Origin of the sequence: Fibrobacter sp. UWEL, from assembly GCF_900142535.1 — a bacterium.
Lineage (GTDB): Bacteria > Fibrobacterota > Fibrobacteria > Fibrobacterales > Fibrobacteraceae > Fibrobacter.
Genome location: NZ_FRBE01000005.1, coordinates 117,609 through 137,168 on the forward strand (window position 1 = coordinate 117,609; position 19,560 = coordinate 137,168).

The 19,560-nt window shown below is 49.5% G+C and carries 20 protein-coding genes; 8 read left to right on the forward strand and 12 right to left on the reverse strand.

Going from position 1 to position 19,560, the window contains the following annotated elements; translation table 11 throughout:
* Positions 1-94 precede the first annotated feature (94 nt).
* Positions 95-832, forward strand: coding sequence for a tRNA (N6-threonylcarbamoyladenosine(37)-N6)-methyltransferase TrmO (tsaA, locus tag BUB59_RS04930; protein ID WP_073226386.1), 738 nt, complete (start codon positions 95-97; stop codon positions 830-832).
* Here tsaA and BUB59_RS04935 read toward each other — a convergent pair.
* Positions 789-1,673 carry a radical SAM protein gene (locus BUB59_RS04935; protein ID WP_073226388.1) on the reverse strand — a complete coding sequence of 295 codons (885 nt, stop codon included), beginning with the start codon at positions 1,671-1,673 and terminating at the stop codon, positions 789-791. The genes tsaA and BUB59_RS04935 overlap by 44 nt on opposite strands.
* A 17-nt stretch (positions 1,674-1,690) precedes the next feature.
* Positions 1,691-2,557, reverse strand: a complete 867-nt coding sequence (locus tag BUB59_RS04940; protein WP_073226391.1) for an NAD(P)/FAD-dependent oxidoreductase — start codon at positions 2,555-2,557, stop codon at positions 1,691-1,693.
* A gap of 77 nt (positions 2,558-2,634) precedes the next feature.
* Between BUB59_RS04940 and BUB59_RS04945 the strand changes: the two genes are divergently transcribed.
* The gene (locus BUB59_RS04945) at positions 2,635-3,747 is read left to right on the forward strand and encodes a glycosyl hydrolase family 8 (RefSeq protein ID WP_073226394.1); all 1,113 of its coding nucleotides are present in this window, start codon (positions 2,635-2,637) and stop codon (positions 3,745-3,747) included.
* 17 nt (positions 3,748-3,764) lie between these two features.
* Entirely contained in the window at positions 3,765-4,679 is a 915-nt protein-coding gene (locus tag BUB59_RS04950; protein ID WP_073226396.1) for an FISUMP domain-containing protein, read from the forward strand.
* 273 nt (positions 4,680-4,952) lie between these two features.
* Here BUB59_RS04950 and argJ read toward each other — a convergent pair whose 3' ends face one another.
* Positions 4,953-6,170 (reverse strand): bifunctional glutamate N-acetyltransferase/amino-acid acetyltransferase ArgJ, encoded by a 1,218-nt coding sequence (argJ, locus tag BUB59_RS04955; RefSeq protein ID WP_073226399.1) that lies wholly within the window; start codon positions 6,168-6,170, stop codon positions 4,953-4,955.
* A gap of 101 nt (positions 6,171-6,271) precedes the next feature.
* On the opposite strand from argJ, the gene greA reads away from it, so the two are divergent.
* A complete protein-coding gene (gene greA / locus BUB59_RS04960; protein WP_073226401.1) occupies positions 6,272-6,736 on the forward strand; it encodes a transcription elongation factor GreA in 465 nt (154 codons plus the stop codon).
* Between the two features lie 9 nt (positions 6,737-6,745).
* Positions 6,746-7,711 carry a DNA polymerase III subunit delta gene (gene holA, locus BUB59_RS04965; RefSeq protein ID WP_073226404.1) on the forward strand — a complete coding sequence of 322 codons (966 nt, stop codon included), beginning with the start codon at positions 6,746-6,748 and terminating at the stop codon, positions 7,709-7,711.
* A gap of 98 nt (positions 7,712-7,809) precedes the next feature.
* On the opposite strand, the gene BUB59_RS04970 is transcribed toward holA, so the two are convergent.
* The 9 genes from BUB59_RS04970 to pyrR form a co-directional block, all read right to left on the reverse strand.
* A complete protein-coding gene (locus tag BUB59_RS04970; RefSeq protein ID WP_234979943.1) occupies positions 7,810-9,363 on the reverse strand; it encodes a secretin N-terminal domain-containing protein in 1,554 nt (517 codons plus the stop codon).
* A complete protein-coding gene (locus BUB59_RS04975) occupies positions 9,363-11,300 on the reverse strand; it encodes a hypothetical protein (protein WP_073226407.1) in 1,938 nt (645 codons plus the stop codon). Before BUB59_RS04975 ends, BUB59_RS04970 begins: the two co-directional genes overlap by 1 nt.
* Complete coding sequence (locus BUB59_RS04980) at positions 11,300-11,899, reverse strand: type IV pilus inner membrane component PilO (protein WP_073226410.1); 600 nt, start codon at positions 11,897-11,899, stop codon at positions 11,300-11,302. The genes BUB59_RS04975 and BUB59_RS04980 overlap by 1 nt, the downstream gene beginning before the upstream one ends.
* Before the next feature lie 2 nt (positions 11,900-11,901).
* Positions 11,902-12,507, reverse strand: a complete 606-nt coding sequence (locus BUB59_RS04985; RefSeq protein ID WP_073226413.1) for a PilN domain-containing protein — start codon at positions 12,505-12,507, stop codon at positions 11,902-11,904.
* Complete coding sequence (gene pilM / locus BUB59_RS04990; protein ID WP_234979944.1) at positions 12,507-13,640, reverse strand: pilus assembly protein PilM; 1,134 nt, start codon at positions 13,638-13,640, stop codon at positions 12,507-12,509. The genes BUB59_RS04985 and pilM overlap by 1 nt, the downstream gene beginning before the upstream one ends.
* Positions 13,641-13,753: 113 nt before the next feature.
* A complete protein-coding gene (locus tag BUB59_RS04995; protein ID WP_073226418.1) occupies positions 13,754-14,776 on the reverse strand; it encodes a PilZ domain-containing protein in 1,023 nt (340 codons plus the stop codon).
* Between the two features lie 3 nt (positions 14,777-14,779).
* The gene (locus BUB59_RS05000) at positions 14,780-16,093 is read right to left on the reverse strand and encodes a dihydroorotase (RefSeq protein ID WP_234979945.1); all 1,314 of its coding nucleotides are present in this window, start codon (positions 16,091-16,093) and stop codon (positions 14,780-14,782) included.
* Positions 16,080-17,039: an aspartate carbamoyltransferase catalytic subunit gene (locus BUB59_RS05005; protein WP_073226423.1), complete on the reverse strand. Its 960-nt coding sequence runs from the start codon at positions 17,037-17,039 to the stop codon at positions 16,080-16,082. The genes BUB59_RS05000 and BUB59_RS05005 overlap by 14 nt, the downstream gene beginning before the upstream one ends.
* 1 nt (position 17,040) lies before the next feature.
* Positions 17,041-17,598: a bifunctional pyr operon transcriptional regulator/uracil phosphoribosyltransferase PyrR gene (gene pyrR, locus BUB59_RS05010; RefSeq protein WP_073226428.1), complete on the reverse strand. Its 558-nt coding sequence runs from the start codon at positions 17,596-17,598 to the stop codon at positions 17,041-17,043.
* A 236-nt stretch (positions 17,599-17,834) separates the two neighbouring features.
* On the opposite strand from pyrR, the gene BUB59_RS05015 reads away from it, so the two are divergent.
* Genes BUB59_RS05015 through BUB59_RS05025 form a run of 3 tightly spaced genes read left to right on the forward strand, consistent with a single transcriptional unit; the run spans position 17,835 to position 19,391 of the window.
* Positions 17,835-18,041: a helix-turn-helix transcriptional regulator gene (locus BUB59_RS05015; RefSeq protein WP_073226430.1), complete on the forward strand. Its 207-nt coding sequence runs from the start codon at positions 17,835-17,837 to the stop codon at positions 18,039-18,041.
* Positions 18,034-18,354 carry a HipA N-terminal domain-containing protein gene (locus tag BUB59_RS05020; protein ID WP_073156338.1) on the forward strand — a complete coding sequence of 107 codons (321 nt, stop codon included), beginning with the start codon at positions 18,034-18,036 and terminating at the stop codon, positions 18,352-18,354. Before BUB59_RS05015 ends, BUB59_RS05020 begins: the two co-directional genes overlap by 8 nt.
* Complete coding sequence (locus tag BUB59_RS05025) at positions 18,351-19,391, forward strand: HipA domain-containing protein (protein WP_234979947.1); 1,041 nt, start codon at positions 18,351-18,353, stop codon at positions 19,389-19,391. Before BUB59_RS05020 ends, BUB59_RS05025 begins: the two co-directional genes overlap by 4 nt.
* The last annotated feature ends 169 nt before the right edge of the window (positions 19,392-19,560 follow it).

A 19,560-nucleotide genomic window follows, 5' to 3' on the forward strand; every position in this document is an offset into this window, starting at 1 on the left:
CTCTTCATTGTTATGGCGGATTCCCTTGGGGGAACACCCACCGATGTTAAAAATTCCACGCCCCAAGATAGAAATTTTTATATATGGTCATACCATGACAAATCCCGCTGAATACAATTTCAAGGTCATCGCAAAAATCAAGAGCGACTTTCCCGACAAGTTCGGCATTCCCCGCCAAAGCGGGATTCTCAAGGGCTTGCGTTCCGCCATCCGTTTTGAACCCGAATACAGAATTGCAGATGCGCTCCGCGGCCTTGAAGGCTTCAGCCATCTATGGATTCTCTGGATTTTTTCAGAAAATGTAAGACTTGACGAAAACGGAAAAAACAGTTGGAGTCCTACCGTACGCCCGCCCCGTCTAGGAGGAAACAAGCGCCTGGGTGTTTTTGCAACCCGCAGTAGTTTCCGCCCTAATCCTCTGGCCATGAGCTGCGTAAAAATCGAAGAAATTCATCTGAGCGTTACCGACGGAGATTACAGCGGTCCCGAAATTATTGTGAGCGGCGCAGATTTGATGGACGGCACTCCCATCATCGACATAAAGCCCTACCTGCCCTACGCCGACAGCATTGAAAATGCCACAGGCGGATTCGCTCACGAAGTCCTGAATAAAGGCGTCCAGGTGGAAATTCCCGACGAACTGCGCCAGAAACTTCAAGACGAAGGCGCACTCACCCAAGAGCAAATGAACGCGCTGATCCAGATTCTAGCGCAAGACCCGAGACCCGCCTATCAGAAGGATCCCCAACGAGTCTACGGTTTTGGATTTGCCGGCTATGAAATCAAATTTAAGGTCGAGAACGATATTCTGACCGTTCTGGATATTTCATAAAGCAGTGAGCGCACTGGGCAGCAGGTGCATCAGGATTTCCAAATCGTCTTTCCGGATTGGGACATTTCTGTTCGCTCCCATCAGGCAAGATCCATATTTCCCCATCAAAGGGGCACTCCCCCGCGGCACCATCCGCCGTTGAACCTGCAGGGTTCTGCGGGAAATACAAGCTCCCCCCGCATTTCAATTTCGTAGAGGTTAACGTTTCCCGCAGGATCTCGACGTCCCCCTCTTTCAAGCCATATTCCGCCACCAGCGATGGAGGCGCTACACTCAGGAATACAACCGGATTCCACTTAATGCGGTGAACGCCAACCGCTTCCGCCCAATGTAATAAGCCAGCAGCCTCAGAAACATTCTTCCCGTGAAGTGTAACCTGCAGGGAAACTGAGGAAAGGTCCCGCATTCCTTGGGATTCCAACATCCGGCGGCAATTCAGCAATCGCTCCACGTTCAATTTCCATTGGGCTTTATTCAAGTTCACGTTCTCTTCAAATGCTAGAGCGCTTATCTTGATGTCACTGCAAGAACAAAGAAGCAATTCCATTCCAGAATCAGTTTTCCACTTTCCAGGAAACGTTCCGTTGGTGGTCAAGTTCAGGCGAACGCCCTTCCCCCGACAAAAGTCAAGAAGATTATCAAATTGAGAATAAAGTAATGGTTCACCCATGGTAGAAGGAATCACTTCCTTCAATCCATCGCCGTACTTTTCAATAGCTGCGATTGCAACATCTAGGGGCATCTCTCCCCTATCCAGAGAATGTCCTCTCTGCTGTAAGAAGCAAAGAGGACATTTCAAGTTACACTTGTCCGGATTGGTCAGGAGCGTAATGCGACGCACGGGGCTTACACCAAAAATTATTCGCGATGTTCGCGCAAGTACTTAATGGCAGCAAGGCCTGCACGAGCACCTTCACCAACCGCTACAGAAATCTGCAAGGTACCGCCGGTGCAATCCCCAGCAGCGTAAAGACCCGGAATGGTAGACTGCAGGTCACCATCCAAAACAAGCTTACCTTGGTCAAATGCAGCACCAGCCTTCAGGGCAAGATCCGTTGCATTGGCACTACCAAGAGCAACGAACAAACCATCAAAATTCTGTTCAGCGCCATCTTCGAACTGGACGCCCTTAAATGCGCCCTCACCCACCAGGCCCTTCAGCTTGCGGGTTTCAATCTTAATGCTTTCCGGGAAAGCAGCAGTCAAAGGAGCACCGTTGGTCAGAAGGGTAACACTATTCACCACCTGCAAAAGTTCAGTAGCCTCGTGAAGGGCATATTCACCAGAACCCATCACAGCCACGTCCTTCTGCCTGTAGAAGAAGGCGTCGCAAACGGCACAATAGCTCACACCGTGACCTTCCATTTCTGCCATACCAGCAAGAGGCTGTTTCTTTCGAGCGGCACCTGTAGCCATAACGCAAGTCTTTCCGCGGTAGACGCCCTTCAAGCCTGTAGCCACAAAGCCGGTTCCATCAAACATCAGGTCCGTCACTTCGTCATCTACAATCTGGGCGCCAAGCTTCGCTGCCTGTTTCCTACCCACTTCCATCAGCTGTTCGCCTGTGAGGGGCGTTTCCAGACCATAATAATTTTCAATGAGATGTGCTTTCTGCAATGCACCCCCATCCTTACCAATCAAGGTAACCTTTAATCCTGCGCGCAAACCGTACAACGCAGCAGAAACACCTGCAGGACCATAACCTAAAATCAACATATCATTCATATAAACCTCACTACAAAGATACGAAAAAAGTTATCTTAAAAAAGGGTTGTGTGAAGCATCTAGTTTGAGGTTATTCTATGGAACGATATAAACCAAGGGATCTTTTCGTCGAAGTTGGGTACGGTCCCAATTTTGCACGTCAGCTTATACAGAATGGCTATAACAAGCTATTTGAAGGAGACCCCATCGACGACCGCGTCTGCTTCGATGCATCGGACGACATGTCCTACATCATCGACATCGGTCACGACGATATCCGTTCCGAAGGCATGAGCTACGGCATGTACATCACCGCACTCATGGGTAAGGAAAAACAGTTCGACAAGCTGTGGAATTTTTCCAAGCGTTACCTCCGTAACGACGACGGCCTCCATCAAGGTTATTTCGCCTGGCAGGTTTCCACCGCAGACTTTTCCAAGATGGATCCCGGTGCAGCTCCCGATGGAGAAGAATACTTCGCCATAGCCCTTCTCATTGCCGCAGAAAAATTTGGACGCCCCGACCTGAAGAAGGAAGCCATAGACCTTATCAACCTCATGCGTCACAAGCCCGAGAACGAACTGGTCGTCCCCATTATCGATCCAGAACGACTGGCCGTCCGCTTCTCCCCCGTAAGAGGCAACGACTTTACCGACCCCAGCTATCACACCATTGCTTTCTATCGCGCCTTTGCAGAAGCAACTGGCGATGAAACATGGAATACCATTGCTGACAACAGCGTAAAATACTTGAACAAGGCTGCTCATTACGAAACGGGCCTTTGCGGGGACTACTCCGAATTTGACGGTACACCCAAACGCATGGAATGGAACAAGGAAAGTGATTACTTCAGCGGCGACGCCTGGCGAGTCGCCTTGAATCTGAGCCTAGACTACACCCTGTTCCGCGGCGACGAAAGTGAAAAGGCCATTTGCGAACGTCTGCTGTTCTTCTTTGAAAGCCGCCGACCCTACCTATCCGACTACGCCGTAGATGGCGGTCCCTTCCCCAGACCAGGACGTGAAGCAACCCCGGGCATAATAGCCATGAACGCAGCCGCCACCCAGGTTCTGCCTCCGGGCGATTCCCTCATTAAGCCCTTCGTCAAGGACTTGGCCGGTCTTTCCGTACCCAACCGCCTGTGGCGCTACTACGACGGCATGCTGTATATGATTGGTCTTTTGGCCACCGCCGGAAAAATAACCTTCTAGTATTTTTGAGAAACATTATGAAGAAAATTCATCTTGTAGCAGGGGCAGTTCTTTCTACCCTCCTGTTCTGCGGTTGTGAAGACATCCGCACCGAGAAATATCCCAACGGGAATGTCCGTTTCGAGACCACCTACGTGGATAACCTTAAGAATGGCATAGAACGGGAATACTACGACAACGGAACACTCAAGAGAGAGACCAACTACGTAAACGACAAGCGCCAGGGTCTTTCCAAGGAATTCTACAAGGACGGAACTCCTGAATCCGAAATCAATTACGAAAACGGATTGATGGAAGGCACCATCATCCGTTATCACAAGAACGGCAAGATGGCATCTAAGGTTCCCTACAAGCAGAACAAGCAGGCTGCCTTCGGCGAATACTTCGATGAAAGTGGCGAACCTGCCACCAGCGGCGGCTACAAGGACCCTCGCGACAATTACGCCTACGAATGGATTCGCATTGGAGAACAGCTCTGGATTGCAGAAAACCTGAACTACGCAACCGCCAGCGGTTCCGTTTGCCAGCAGTGCAACAACTGGGGCAGACTCTACAATTTTGAAAATGCCCAGAAGGCCTGTATGGAAGGATTCCACATGCCCTCCAAGGCAGAATGGCAAACCCTTCTCAACTTCGTAGGAGACAAGCCCGGCGTAAAGCTGAAAGCAGGCTTTGGCTGGGATCCTCTGAAAAATTCCCTGCAATTCGGTAACGGCAAGGATGACTTCGGCTTTGGAGTCAAGGCTGGTGGAGCCCACTTCGCCAAGAGCGACGTTGCCTTAAAGGACCGCAAGTTCGATGGCGCCGGCCAGAAAGCCTACCTCTGGACCTCCGAAGGCGAAGTACTGGTATTCTTCTACGACAAGAACACAGTCAAGTTCGAGAAATTCAATCCCGAACACGGCGCAAGCCTCCGCTGCCTAAAAGACTAACAGCAACCCCTACAAGCTTATACAAACAAAAAGACCTCGGCTATAAACCGAGGTCTTTTTTCACCTTCAATCACCCGAGATTTGCGCAACGCCACCCGAGTGTACGCTCTAACAACAAAGCATCCTGAGAGTACGCGCTGTATTCCTGCTTGTAATCCGAGCGACCGGAGGTTTTATGTTCCAACGAACAACAAATACTCCCGAGTGTACGCTCTGTTCTCTCGATGGTAATTTTTGTGACCGGAGGTTTTACGTTCTAACGAACGACAAAAATTACGTTGTATACTCAGCGTTGATCTTCACGTAGTCATAGCTCAAGTCGCAGGTGAATGCGCTAGCGCTTGCATGACCAATGTTCAGAACTAGAGTCACCTTGTATTCGCGCTGGCGAACAACAGCGTGAAGAGCATCCTGCTTTTCCTTGGAAAGAATCACCGGGCGACCGCCATCCAGAACCTGAACGTCACCGAAGAACAGGTCCGTATGTTCAGCAATCATGTTGCAGCCACTGGAACCAGCGGAACTCAGGATACGACCCCAGTTAGGATCTTCACCGAACATAGCGCACTTGGCCAAGTTACTAGTACCAATGAAGCGAGCCATCTTCAGAGCTTCTTCGTGAGTTTCAGCCTTTTCGATGGAAAGCTCAATAAGCTTAGTAGCACCTTCACCATCGCGGACGATGTCCTTAGCAAGTTCCTTCATCACGAGCATCAAGGCGGCGCGGAATTCACCCTGTTCAGACAAGGTCAAGTCTTCGTACTTAATGCCACTCATGCCGTTTGCCAGCATGATGCAAGTGTCGTTGGTGCTGGTATCGCCATCAACGGTAATTGCGTTGAAGGAGTCTGCGATGTTAGCGCGGAATTCAGCAAAGAAGTCAATGGGCAAAGCCAAGTCAGTGGTAATGAAAGCCAGCATGGTAGCCATGTTGGGATGAATCATGCCACTACCCTTGCAGGCGCCACCAATAGTGACAATACCCTTTTCGGTCTGGATTTCAACAGCGTGAGACTTCAAAGCAAGGTCGGTAGTAAGAATTGCACGGCCAAATTCTTCGGAAGCATCTGCATGGAGGCCTTCCACCAGGCGAGGAATACCAGCTTCAATCTTGTCCATAGGCATCAAGTGGCCAATCACACCGGTGCTGCAAACCAGGACACTCTTGGGAGTCAGCTTCAAGGCTTCTTCGGTAAGGGTAGCCATGCGTTCTGCATCGGCCAGGCCCTGTTCACCCGTACAGGCGTTTGCGTTACCACTGTTGACCACAACAGCGGTTGCAAAATGAGCGTGTTCCAGGGCAGCCTTATCGTACTGAACCGGAGCAGCCTTCACCTTATTGGTGGTAAATACAGCAAAGCAACGTGCAGCCTTTTCGCTCTTGAGCAAAGCCATATCAGCATTGCCACTAGCCTTGATGCCAGCACAGATACCGGAAGCGGTAAAGCCCTTAGGAGAGCAAACGCCGCCTTTTTCCAACACAGTGTACATATTAACTCCTATTGTTTTTTACGCGCTAAATATACAACAAAAAAAGCGACTAAGCCACCCCATTCCTAATTTAGTCCCCCAAAAAATTCTAATTTAAGGCCATGGCAAAAACACCCTGTACTCAAGAAACTTACGACAAGCTGGTTGAACGCTACAACTTCCTCAAGAAGATTGAACGTCCCCGCGTAGTCGACGAAATGGAAGAAGCCCGCAAGCAGGGCGACTTAAGCGAAAACGCTGAATATCACGCCGCAAAGGAAATGCTGGCACACATTGACTTGGAACTGCCCAAGCTGGAAGACCAGATTTCCAATGCTATCATCGTAGAATTTGATGCAAATTCCGACACCGTCCGTTTTGGCGCCACCGTTACTGCAAAGAACCTGGCCACCAAGAAGGAAGTGGTTTACCAGCTGGTAAGCCCCGAAGGTGTGGATCCCATGAACGGAAAGATCAGCTTCAAGAGCCCCATGGGCGCTGCATTCATGGGCAAGAAGAGAGGCGAAACCGTAGAAGTTGTTACCCCCAGGGGCAAGAACAAGTTCGAAATCGTCGACTTCAAGTAAGCACTCTCTATGATTCTCGCCACCGTCGGTAAAGACCAGTTCACCAAGGACAGGATTACTGAAAAGTTCCTGAAGGATTCCCTAGGTGACCGCATTGACGACCCGCTGTCCAAGCAGGTGGTCTTTGCCAGCGATACGAACATTCCGTCCATTGCAGGTTTCATTATGGAAAGCTGTGGGTCGGTCTCCATGTTCGCACCGGAACAGGTGGTTGTGGTCCACAAGGCCGATGCAATCAAGGCTGACGAAGCCAAGGCTCTGGCTCGCTGGCTGAAGGACGCCCCCGATTGCAAGCTCCTGCTGGAATTCGATGAACTTCGCGCTACCTCGGAACTGTACAAGGTTCTGGCCAAGGTGGGCAAAATTGAAAAGTGCGAGGAACCTAAATCTTACAAGATGGCAGACTGGATTTCCGCCATGGTTCCCTCACACTTCCATAAGGCAATCGAAGCAGAAGCAAGCTTCTATCTGGCAGATGCTTTAGGAACCAACACCCGCCTGGTAGCTGAGGAAGTGGAAAAGGTCATCCTCTACAATCCCCAGTGCACAAAGATTACCAACGAACTGGTAAGATCCCTGGTGGTTCCCCAGCGAGAAATCCCGCCTTACGAAATTTGCAATTCCTTCGGCATGCGAGACGCAAACACTTACACCCGCATCCTCCATAACATTCTCTATGGTGGCGGTGAAGCAATTTCCTTGACCAACGCGCTCTACAATCATGCGGTAGACTTGCTGAACTTCAAGTCTCTCACCTCCAAGGGCATGGGCGCCGAAGAAGCCTGTCAAAAGCTGGGTAAGAACTTCTTCCTCTTCTGCAAGCAAGGCAACGCAGCCAAGTGCTGTACTCTCTGGCCCACACCGGTTCTCTGCCGAGTCATCCGTAGACTTGCAGACTTGAACTACGAATTCAAGAGTTCCTCCTGGAGTGTTACAAGCCAGGAACTCGCTCTCGCCGCACTGGTAGTGCGATAACTCCATCCTATTTCTGGAATAAACGCACTTTGAGTTTATTCTGCATATAAAAAGACCTTGCTTTCGCAAGGCCTTTTAAACATTCGGTATTTAACGAATTACCATTCGTCGTCTTCGCTTGCATCCGGTACGGGAGGAGCTGCAGGAGCTTCTTCTTCAGCAGGAGCAGAGTATGCCGGTTCCTCTGCTGGTTCTTCATAAGCAGGTTCTGCAGGCTGAGCCACGGGTTCTGCAGCGGGTTCTGCAGCAACAGGCTGTGCTTCAGGAGCAGATTCAGACTTCTTGGCTTCGGGAGCTTCATCAGTAGACTGTTCGCGAGTCGGTTCGGAAATGTTCACGTTACCGATGTAGTTGCGGATAATACGCGGGGTAACGAAGATAACCAGGTCCTTCTTCACCACAGACTTACGAGTATACTTGAAGAGGTTACCCAGCAGGGGAATATCCTTCAGGAAAGGAATACCACTTTCGGATTCCTGAGTTTCATTACGGGTAAGGCCACCGATCACCACAGTTTCACCATCAGCCACAACAGCCTTGGTTTCTGCTTCCTGCTTACTAATCACGATTTCACCCTTGGAGTCGTAATCGTAAGAGTTGTTTTCCGGATGGAGATCCAGTAAGATGCGGTTGTCGCCAGAAACGTGCGGAGTAACAGTCAGCTTAATACCAGTTTCCACCATCTTGGTAGAAGATTCACCACTGTCGTCAATCACACGAATAGAAACCTGGTCACCCATAAACACCTTTGCTTCGGTATTGTCCAGAGTAGAAACCTGGGGACTAGCAAGAACTTCAGTAGAAGCATCACCCATCAAGTTACTAATTGCAATCTGGAGGTTGTTATCCAGAAGGCTTGCAGAAATTGCGGAAGTTGCACCGCTAACAGCAGGTGTTGCCCCACCATGAGGATAAGACTGAATAGCAGCGCTGGTACGAGATGCGCCTGCACCACCAGTGCCACCGCCAGCGGTACCCGGAGTAAGGGTAGAAGAACCCATAGAGGCACTCCAGTCTACACCTAATTCACGAGCACGTTCGCTGTTCACCACCACCAGCTTTGCGGTAATCATGATCTGGAGAGTTTCCACATCAAGTTCAGTCAAAGCCATTTCCATCTGTTCGATCTTTGCATCAGTATCGTAGACGATGATGGAGTTGGTACGATCCACAGTAGTAATCTTACCGCGGCTGGACTTCATGCTTTCCAGAACCTTCACCAGTTCATCTGCCTTAGCATGCTGAATCTGGAAGTTCTTACGAACCAGAGGAGCGTTGTTTTCGGCCTGAGACTCTTCGTCAGCAAGCTTCTTCTGCTTAGCCTGGTAAGTAGCCAAACGCTGGATAGTAATGTACTTATCCTGAATGACCCAGGTAAGATCATTCATGTTACAAATGATATCCATGGTTTCCTGCCATGTCTTCTTTGTAACACGGAGAGTCATCTTGCCCTTTACATCCGGAGCAAGCAAGATATCTACGCCTGCAATGACAGACACAGAACGGAATACAGCTTCGTAATCCATGTTGACGAAGTTGAAATCATACAACTTCTTGTTGGGGGCAATGGATCCTTCGGCAGGAGCGCTCCAGGCAAAGGCGATGCCAAAGACAAGGAGAAGTACAGTTAGGATTTTAGTCATATTTTTCATTACTTGTTACCCCCAAACTTATCGGGCAGACCCATGGAGTAGCGACGGCTCACACCAAATTCCTGAATAAGGAAGAGCACATCAGTTTGTGTAATTTTAAGAACTTTACCGTTGAGAATCTTATCGCCTTCCTTAACGGTATAGGAAATGGTAGGATCCTTGGACTCAACCAGGATAGCCATAGGTACTTCGGATTCCCAGATAATACCCATCAATTCCACCTGATCCACGTTAATGCCTTCTTCAACAAGGCCCTTAATGTTCACAAAGGGATCTCGACGACCAAAAGAGCTGTAAGTTACACGGTCTTCATACAAGGCATCCAGCTGACTGCCAGCAACGGCAGTAGCAGAACCATTTTCAGTACCGCGATCCTTATCCACCTGTTTCAAGCGTTCAGCCTGTACAGAAGAAAGTTCGTCAAAGAAGCTTACCGCACGCTTATTCACATAGCCAATGCGATTGCCAGTCTGAACCTTTCGATAAAGGCCATTGATATCGAGACTAACCAGACGATCGCCAAAGACGAGACGCTGGAGCACCTGCGCATTTTCATTGGGAGCTGCATAGAACTCAATTTCATCAGCAACAACAATCAGTTCACGCAGCACCGGGCGGAGATGGAAAGACTGGGAACTAGAAACAATCTTCTTGCTCTCCCCTTCCCACTTCTTGACAAAGGCATCAAAGTCAGGCTTTTCTTCGGCGGACTTCATCCAGTCTCTGGAGAAAATTCCCTTGGGCTGCGCAGACCAGAAAATGAAGCCATCCTTCTTAATAGCAGTTTCAGCAACCTGAAGAATCAAGGCGCCTTCCTGAACCAGCATCACAGGGTTCACACCCTGCTGCAACTGGATGCGGATGCCATTTGCAGTCCATGTCACAGCCTTTACTAGGGAACCGGCGCCGACCTTAAACAACGGAGACTTCTTGGGGCCTTCAATACCGATGGTGATTGCAGAAGACTTGTCAGGTCCGGAGACCTTGCTCAAGGTAATGGGAGATTCAGTCACTATACGGAACTGTTCCATGCCAGAGCCAATCAGGACAGTCATTTCCTTAATGCCCGGAAGCAATGCGGAAGCACCACCTTCCTTCAAAGCCTTATCCAACTGCTTCTGCATTTCTGCGATACGCTTTTCTTCTTCGATAGCAGCCTTTTCAGCAGCTTTCTTTTCTGCAGCCAGACGCTTCTTTTCTTCGAGGGCAGCCTTTTCTGCGGCCTTCTTATCCAGGATAGCCTGCTTTTCTGCAGCCTTCTTTTCTTCGGCCAGGCGTTTCTTTTCTTCAGCAGCAGCCTTTGCAGCAGCCTTCTTGTCTAGAGCGGCCTGTTTTTCAGCAGCCTTCTTATCAAGAGCAGCCTGCTTTTCCGCGGCCTTCTTGTCCAGAGCAGCCTGCTTTTCAGCAGCCTTCTTCTCTTCGGCCAGGCGCTTCTTTTCTTCAAGAGCAGCCTTTGCTTCAGCCTTCTTGTCTAGAGCGGCCTGCTTATCAGCAGCCTTCTTTCGATCGGCAAAGATCTTGGACATGGTCCAGGACTTTCCACCCTTTGACTTCAGGGAAACAACGAAATCAGACTTGTTCATGGAAATGGCGTTCTTATCGGAATTGATAGAAGCACCCACGTCCATTTCAAATTTCAGGAATCTAGATCCGCGGAAAGTCTCAGAAAAGACTCTCATGGATTTAACGAACTTGGAACCTTTTTCAATGTCAAAGGAACCTTCACCAAGAGCAAAGGATGATTCAGAGAAAGCAAGTGTCAGTTTACCGCTCTTGGCATCATACTTCTGGAAGAATGTGGGCAGATCCTTTTCGGAAGCAAAAGCAAAAGCCATACGACAACCCTTGCTGTCGCAGGTAAATTTCACATCCTTAATCTGGGCAGCATAGCTAGACACTGCAGCGATCATGAAAATAAGAAGGAACTTAAGCTTCATTAATTGCCTGCCTTCTTAGATGTGTAAGTGGTCAAGTTGAAGGTCACGGACATGGTAATGGGAGTCCAGCCATGAGTTTCTGCTTTCTGGATTTCGTTAGCGATACCGGAATAGCGATTCAACTTCAAGTTACTAATTGCAGTGGGATAGTTGAAGTTTGCAATTTCTGCAAGCAAATATCCCAACATGTGATAACCGGAATTTACCGCAATGGAGTAGCGGTTTTCAATAAAGTGTTCACGTTCGGAACGGCCTTCCGGATTGAACTTCTGAATCTGAACGCCGGAGCTGCGGAGCACAGAATAAAGGTCCTGCAGACGCAGAGGAACCTTTTCTTCTTCCGGGAACATTTCCTTCAATTTTTCGAAGTCCTTTTCTGCCTGAACCAGCTGCATTTCCAATTCCTGGACACGATGCTTCTTGGCATTGATCTTATCCAGTTCGGCCTGAGCGGAACTTAGGTCAGATTCCAGAGAGGCGCGCTGGGCATCAAACGGATTCCAGACGTAATCCCACATGTAATAGGCCCCAAGCGCGATGATTGCAACAATCACGAGGGCGTATATGGTCTTTTTGTCTTTAAAGTCTATCTTACCCATAATTACTTCTCCCCAAGGTCTTGGTTCATAACCATCTTGATGGTGAAACTATAGGCTTCTTCCCCATCGACCTTAGTCGTGGCGATAGTAACCAGGGAAACTTTCTGCACGCTAACTTGCTTCTCCAATTTGACCATGTATTCAGCCACTTCGGAGAAATCAAATGTGGTACCCTTCATTTCCAGATCGGAATTACCAATCTGGTTAATGCTCGTAATCCACATGTTAGGCGGAAGGACGGAGGAAATGTTTTCGAACAGAACCACCCATCTCTTCTTGCTCACCTGAATAGACTTCAGGGAGTTAATCTTCGTATTGACAACGCCCTGTTTCTTTTCAAGATCACCAATCTTGGTAAGCAAGGGGCGCTGTTTTTCCACTTCGCTACGGACACGTTCAAGGTCGTTATTCAACTGTTCGATCGTAGTATCCACGAAGTCCATCACCATGACTGAGCAGATAATTGCAGCAATAAGTGCAATGGTCGTCCAGATGGTACGGCGATCGGTAAGCCAGGAGAAATCCTTCTGCTTCTTACGGAACTCCGTAGGCATCAAGTTGATGGAAATCGCAAGGGCGCTTCTCTGTGTAGTCTTCTTTGCAGCCATTAGAATTTCCTCAATGCAAGTCCCAGTGCAGGGGCGTAGATGTTGGACAGGGCTACAGAAATTCCGTTAGCGCCCAGGACCTTGGCATCACATTCCACAAGGCTGAAAGGATTAACTGTTTCTACTTCAAGACCCGTACGTTCCGCAATAAATTCCTTGAGGCCCGGAATTGCGGCGCCACCACCGCCCAGGAGGATTCGATTCAGAGACTTGGTATCTTCAGCAGAAGAGAAGTAACGAATACCGAAATCGATCTGAGCCATCAAGTCTTCGTAAGCATCCTTCAATGCAACTTCAACTTCGGATTCGGAGAACCCATCCACCACAGCCAGATCGCCGGTATCAAAAATTTCATGACATTTGTCTGCATTGATTTCCAGGTTAGCACAAGTCTTGCGAATCACCATATCCAGGGACCCGCCAGTCATGGCACGCATGGAATGGAACTTTCCGTCCTGCATAAAGGCTACGCTCATTTTCTTTTCGCCAATGTTGAAGATGGCGGTCGTAGCATTCAGGTCGTCTTCCTTTGCAGTTGCGTAAAATGCGTTAATTAAGCCAAAAATATCGACATCCACCGCCGACGGACGGACGCCACGACGAATGAAGAACTGAATCCAGGATTCCAGAAGGCCACTCTTTGCAGCCACAACATTCACCTTTACTTCTTCATTTTCGCGAGAAACGACTTCGTAGTCCACCACGTTGTCCTGGTCGTCGAAGGGCGGACGGGACTGGGCGGTCTGAAGGATAATTGCGGCTTCATTTCCATTTTTAGGAACTTTTACAGCCAGACGGTCCATAAGGACACCACCTGCGCCAGCGCCGCAGTTTACAGAAACCACCACATCACATGATTCTTCAATGGGATGTCTCAAAAGGAGCTTATTCAGGGCATCAGCCAGGAGTTCTGCACCATCCTTCTCGGACTTGTTTCCATCACCTTCAGAAGATTCGCCATCGCGAACCTGAATTTCACCATTGACGACAGAACCATCCGGAACCCTTTCCAGGTCGGCATCCACCACAATCTTTCCACCGCGGGAATTATGCAATACCTTAACAAGCTTGATGCTGTAGTGTCCAACATCAATGCCCACGGTCTCGCGTTCACCACGAATTTTCGCAATCAATCCTAAAGCCAAAATAAACTCCGATTGGAAAACATTACACCTAAATTCTACCTTTATAAAAGCCAAATGTCAAGCGAGAAATATCCCTAACTCGTTGAAAATGAACTAGTTAGCTAGCTTTTTCCACCTTTTTCACGAATTTCCTTGTTCTTTCTTTCCTTGCTCACTTCAAAAAGGTATTGAAGCACTCGTTCCTGGGTCCAACCAAACTTACCCGTAAATGAGGCTGTCAAACAGAAGAAATCCGGATATTCACGGCTCTTGTTACCAAGATTACGCAAAATCTCGATTTCCACATTTTCAGTTCCAAAGCTGGGCAATTCAAATTCAATATGGAGATGCTGCCCCGGTTCGCATGCCACAGGCAGCCCAATCATAATACCGCCTGCAGAAAGGTCTATCAGGGCACCGCCAATGGAAGCTCCATCGGGGAACGTTGCCTTCACGGGGAAAGACACCTGTTCACGGACCCAACGACGGAGCTGACGCTTATCCAGGTCGGAAGAATGGGGCAGAACAAGAGAATCTCCAGTGCAGGAACGAACCGCAAGAGTCGTTGAATAAACGGCATCCCCGGGACGAGTCCAGCGAACCAACACATCCTTATCAATAAAGAAGTTTGCAGGCCCGCAGGAACCATCGTAAGAAATAGCCCATTCCTTTTCGGTGCGCCAGACGATTTCTGAATGTTTAAACACGCGGCCACCATCCAGGAACAAATCAATGCGGTCGCCCACATCGAACTGTCTTGATGAATACACTTCCGTCAGGGGATTCTTTGCAGTAAAATCCATCTTGTTTCGAATACTTTCTACAGCGGAAAGCGTTTCTTCGCGAACGGAAAACACATCGCGATAATCATAGAAGTTCGTAACCGCCTTTTCGAAATGGCTGGATGAATTAATAACTGCATCCTTATTTTCAAAGGAAGACGCTCTGATCATCTTCTCAAGAGTCCTGCGTTCTTTGTCAGTAAACAGGAAGGCCTTCACCTTCTCATCGAAGGCGTCCGTCCCGTACATCACGTCATTTTCGCGCTTGTAGTTGATGCGATGGATTTCAATCAGCACCAACAACACGAGAAATGAGATTACAAAGAATGCAATCCAGACTAATTGAAGAGGATCAGGCAGCATAGGCTAGAACTCCGTCCAGACTCCGTTTACAAAAGTTCCCACGATGGATGCGGAAAGTTCCTGACCCATCAGCGGAGTATTGCAGACATGTCCAGCAAAATCCTTACGGGAAACCACATGGGTCTTGGAAGGATCCAGAACGACAACGTTAGCTTGTTTGTCAGAGCCGACTTCATAGGCAGGTTCTGCTTCAACCAACTTGGCAGGAGCAGTAGAAAGAAGTTCAATTGCACGAGCTTCACCCACGCGTTCCACAAGTTTGTTCCAAATTGCGGGAAGAGCAATTTCCAGGGACAGGGCTCCCGGTACGGAATCTTCAAAGTTCACATCGGCATCCTGACGGAGCACCGGAGTGTGGTTCATGCTGATGGCGTTTACGGTACCATCGGCAATGCCAGCCCACAGAGCTTCCTTGTCCTTTACAGAACGGAACGGCGGCAGAACGTGATAAGCGGAATCCAGAAGTTCCAGGCAGGAATCATCGAACAGCAAGTGATAGATGTTCACGTCGCAGGTAACATCCATACCGTTCTTGCGAGCGTTACGGATCAAGTCCAGAGTTTCGCCGCAGGTGACTTGCTTGAAATGAACAGGCACCTGAAGGAAACGAGCGGCTTCAAGAACCGTAAATGCGGCGATGGTTTCTGCAATGCGAGGAATGCCCTTCATGCCCAGCATGTCGGAGTAAGCACCTTCGTGAACGCAACCGCTCTTGCGAAGGGTCTTGTCCATGGGCTGGAAGAAGAAACGCTTGCCAGTCATCTTGCCGTATTCCATAGCGAGACGGAGGAATCGGGAATGAGGAATAGCGCCGTTGCCATCGCCAAAACCAGCTACACCTGCTTCTGCAAGTTCCATCATTTCGGCAAGGCTATCAGAGCCAAAGCCCTTGCTGTAAGCGCCCAGGAACTTCACATCGAAGTCGTTAGCGTTGCACTGTTCCTTGCCACCCACTTCAAAACGATTCACCATGGCGGTAAACTTGTCTGCATCATCAATGGGATTAGCGGAACTTTCGTAAAGACCACCGTAGAAACCACCCTTACGCATTGCTTCAAAGCCATCTGCGAAAGTGTAAACGTCATCGCGGAGCGGTTCCTTGAAGTCAAGTCCCAGACCAAACAAGGCGGGCATTACCAGAGCGCCGTTACAATCCACGACCTTGGCAGAAGCGGATACGTCACTGACAGCAAAGCCCTTCTGGCTATCCAGAACAAGCTGGTCGCGGGATTCAAACTTAGAGCCATTCCAGAACTTGACGTTCTTCAGCACCACCTGACTGCAGGTGTAATAATCACGATGATTAAGCATTTTCATTGTTGCGACCTCCAGCGAGAAGGAAGAGCACGGCCATACGGACAGCGACGCCGTTGGTCACCTGATCGAGAATAACGGAATGTTCTCCGTCGGCGATATCGGAATCCAGTTCCACGCCGCGGTTGATGGGACCCGGATGCATGATGATCACCTTGTCCTTGCAGCAAGCGAGAACCTCTTCGGTAATGCCAAAGAAGTTGCGGTATTCGCGGGTGCTAGGCAGGAGTGCGTCGTCCATACGTTCGTTCTGCAGGCGAAGAGCGATAACGGCATCGGCGTCGGCAACAGCCTTCTTTACATCGGTTTCCCAGCTGACGGAGCCCGCCAGTTCGGGATACTGCAGCAGTTCGGTATTGCGGGGAACCAGAGTGCTGGGGCCGCAAAGGGTCACGTGAGCGCCCATGGTGGTCATGCCCCAGATGTTAGAGCGGGCCACGCGGCTATGGCGGATGTCACCGATGATTGCCACCTTCTTGCCTTCGAGAGTGCCAAGCTTTTCTTCGATGGTGAGCATGTCCAGAAGACCCTGGGTAGGATGTTCGTGGGCGCCGTCGCCAGCGTTTACCACGATGGCGTTGCTGTGTTCAGCCAGGAACTTGGGAACGCCTGTTCCCTTGTGGCGGACAACCACGATATCAATCTTCATGGACTCAATGTTGCGAAGAGTATCCACCAGAGTCTCGCCCTTCTTCACGCTGGAACTTGCGGTAGTGAAGTTCACGGTATCGGCGGAGAGGCGCTTTTCGGCCAGTTCAAAACTAGTGCGGGTTCGGGTACTGTTTTCGAAGAACAGGTTCACCACGGTCATACCGCGAAGGCTCGGAACCTTCTTTACTGGGCGTTCCAAAATTTCACGGAACTGTTTTGCATGGTCCAAAATAGTGCGGATGTCCTGCTTGGACACGCCCTGGAGCCCGAACAAATGCTTGATTTGCAAAGCGCTCACTTTAAGCCTCCACTTCTACGAGAGTAACAGAATTTTCTTGATCAATAGGTTCAATCTTCACGCGGACTTCCTGATTCTGGGCGGTCTCTACGGAGAAGCCCACACAGTCAGGAGCAATAGGCAGTTCACGATGACCGCGGTCCACGAGAACGCAAAGGCGAATGGCAGCCGGGCGGCCAAGGTCCAGAATGGCTCGCATGGCAGCCAGAGTGGAGCGACCAGTATAAAGAACGTCGTCCACCAGAATCACGGTCTTGCCTTCCACGGAAGCAGGCATTTCAGTAATACGCATCTCGGTGGAAACGTGGTTGCGGTAATGGAAGTCGTCGCGGTAGAAAGTTGCATCCAGGCTACCGAATTCCACGGAGCCGCCGAACTTTGCGTCCAGGCGTTCCTTCAGTTTCTTTGCCAGAGGGATACCGCGGCTAGCCATACCGAGGATGACCAGGTCATTTGCGGAAGGATGGATCTTTGCGATCTTTGCAGCCATCTCGTCCAGGGCAAATTCCATGGCCTGGGCGCTGAGCAGTTCACGAATAATCTTGCAGTTGTCTTTCATATACAGGTACGAGGCCGGTCGCTTCGCTCCCTTTGAGGTTTGAGGTCGCTCGCGAGGCTCGCTTTGAGGTTACTTTTTCATGAAATTAGCATTTTCGGGAGGTTTTGGCGGGTTATGTTTGGGAAAGAGAGCTTCCATCTGCACAACCGCAACAACACGCAACATATTGCACATTCATTGACAAAGCCAGTGCATTTTTATATTTTGCAACTTAATTAAGCAATATATTGCACTTTATGGATAAAATTTTTGAAAATCTACAAAGACGACGGGAGTCCCTTGGATTAAGCCAAAGGGATCTTTCGGAAATGTCCGGAGTTTCACTGCGGACCATCAACGCCATCGAAAACGGCGGCGCAAACCCGTCCATCGAGGTACTTTGCAAGCTTGCGGAACAGCTGGGATTGAAACTTTCCTTAACAGAGAGAGTCGTCAATGGTTAAGCAGGCATCGGTTTTCTACAACGGCTTTCTAGCCGGGGCCTTGACCAAGACTAGGGACAGTTTCATTTTCACTTACGACGAAATCTACCTTGCGTCCAGGCGCCCTGCCATTGCACTGACATTGCCTAAGCGACAGGAGCCTTACAAGTCCAAAGAGCTTTTCCCGTTTTTTGAGGGTTTGCTGCCTGAGGGCGAAAACCGCAAACTTTACTGCATGTCCTTGAAGATAGACCCCAGGGATTCCTACAGGCTGTTGCTGAAACTTGCGGGAAAGGAAACCATCGGCGCCATCACCGTGATGGAGGACGTATGACAGGCGCCACCTCCCCCACCATGCAGAACCGTTGCCACAGCTGTCTCAAGGAGACGACCCGTGACTTTTGCCCGGCCTGCACCAAGCGGCTCTTTGGCGTAAAGAAGTTTAACGCCACGCTGGATTTTTCCTTACCCGAAATCAAGTCCAACAAAGGTTCCATTCGTAGGATTTCCATTTCTGGCGCACAGCCCAAGTTTTCGCTAATGGTGAACGAAGGCCGGCTGGAGCCTACCGAAAATGGCGGTACCTTCATCTTAAAGCCCGCGGTAGAAGGGCTGTTCGACAACACAAAAGACATGCCCGCCAACGAGCACCTGACCATGCAAATGGCCCGACAGATTTTCAAGATTGACGCAGCAGACAATGCGCTAGTTTATCTTAAAGACGGCACACCCGCCTACATCACCAAGCGATTCGATGTTCTACCCGACGGCAACAGAATCTGCCAGGAAGACTTTGCCCAGGTGGCTGGCCTCACCCCAGGCGAAAAAGGTTCCAACTACAAATACGATTTCAGCTACCAGCAAATTGCCGACCTGATGAAGCAATACGTAAGCACCTACCCTACCGATGTGGAAAAATACTTCAGGCTGATTCTGTTCAACTATCTGGTCTGTAACGGCGACGCCCATGTCAAGAACTTTTCCATCTATTCTCCAAATGCAGATGGAGTTTACAAGCTGACCCCCGCCTACGATTTGCTGAACACATCATTGCACGTTCAAGAACTTGGCCGAACCGCATTGGAGCTGTTCAGCGAAAACTCAGCTACAGACGATTCTCGCGATGATTCCGGCGCGGACTTTGAAACCGAATTTTTCAAGGTCAACGGATTCTACGGCAAGCCAGATTTTATGGAACTGGCCCGCCGCATCGGCATCAAGGAAATCCGTGCAGAACGCTTTATTGCAGAAACTTGCAGCCATTTAAGGGAAATGAACGCAATGATCGATCGGAGCTATTTAAGCGAGCCAAGTAAGGCGTTGTTCAAGGCACAGGTGAGAGACCGAGCAAAGGCCCTGGAGATGAGGTGAAAAAAGGCTACCATTCCGCGATAACGAGAAAGTATTGAACATCCCCCCACCTTAATGAACTGATGGGGGCGATTTTTTAAGGTCACCGAACTTGCTGAAGTGGGCTAAAAACATAGAAATTTAAATTTTTACACAATTTGCGTCACGCATTTTGCGTAACCTACACGCC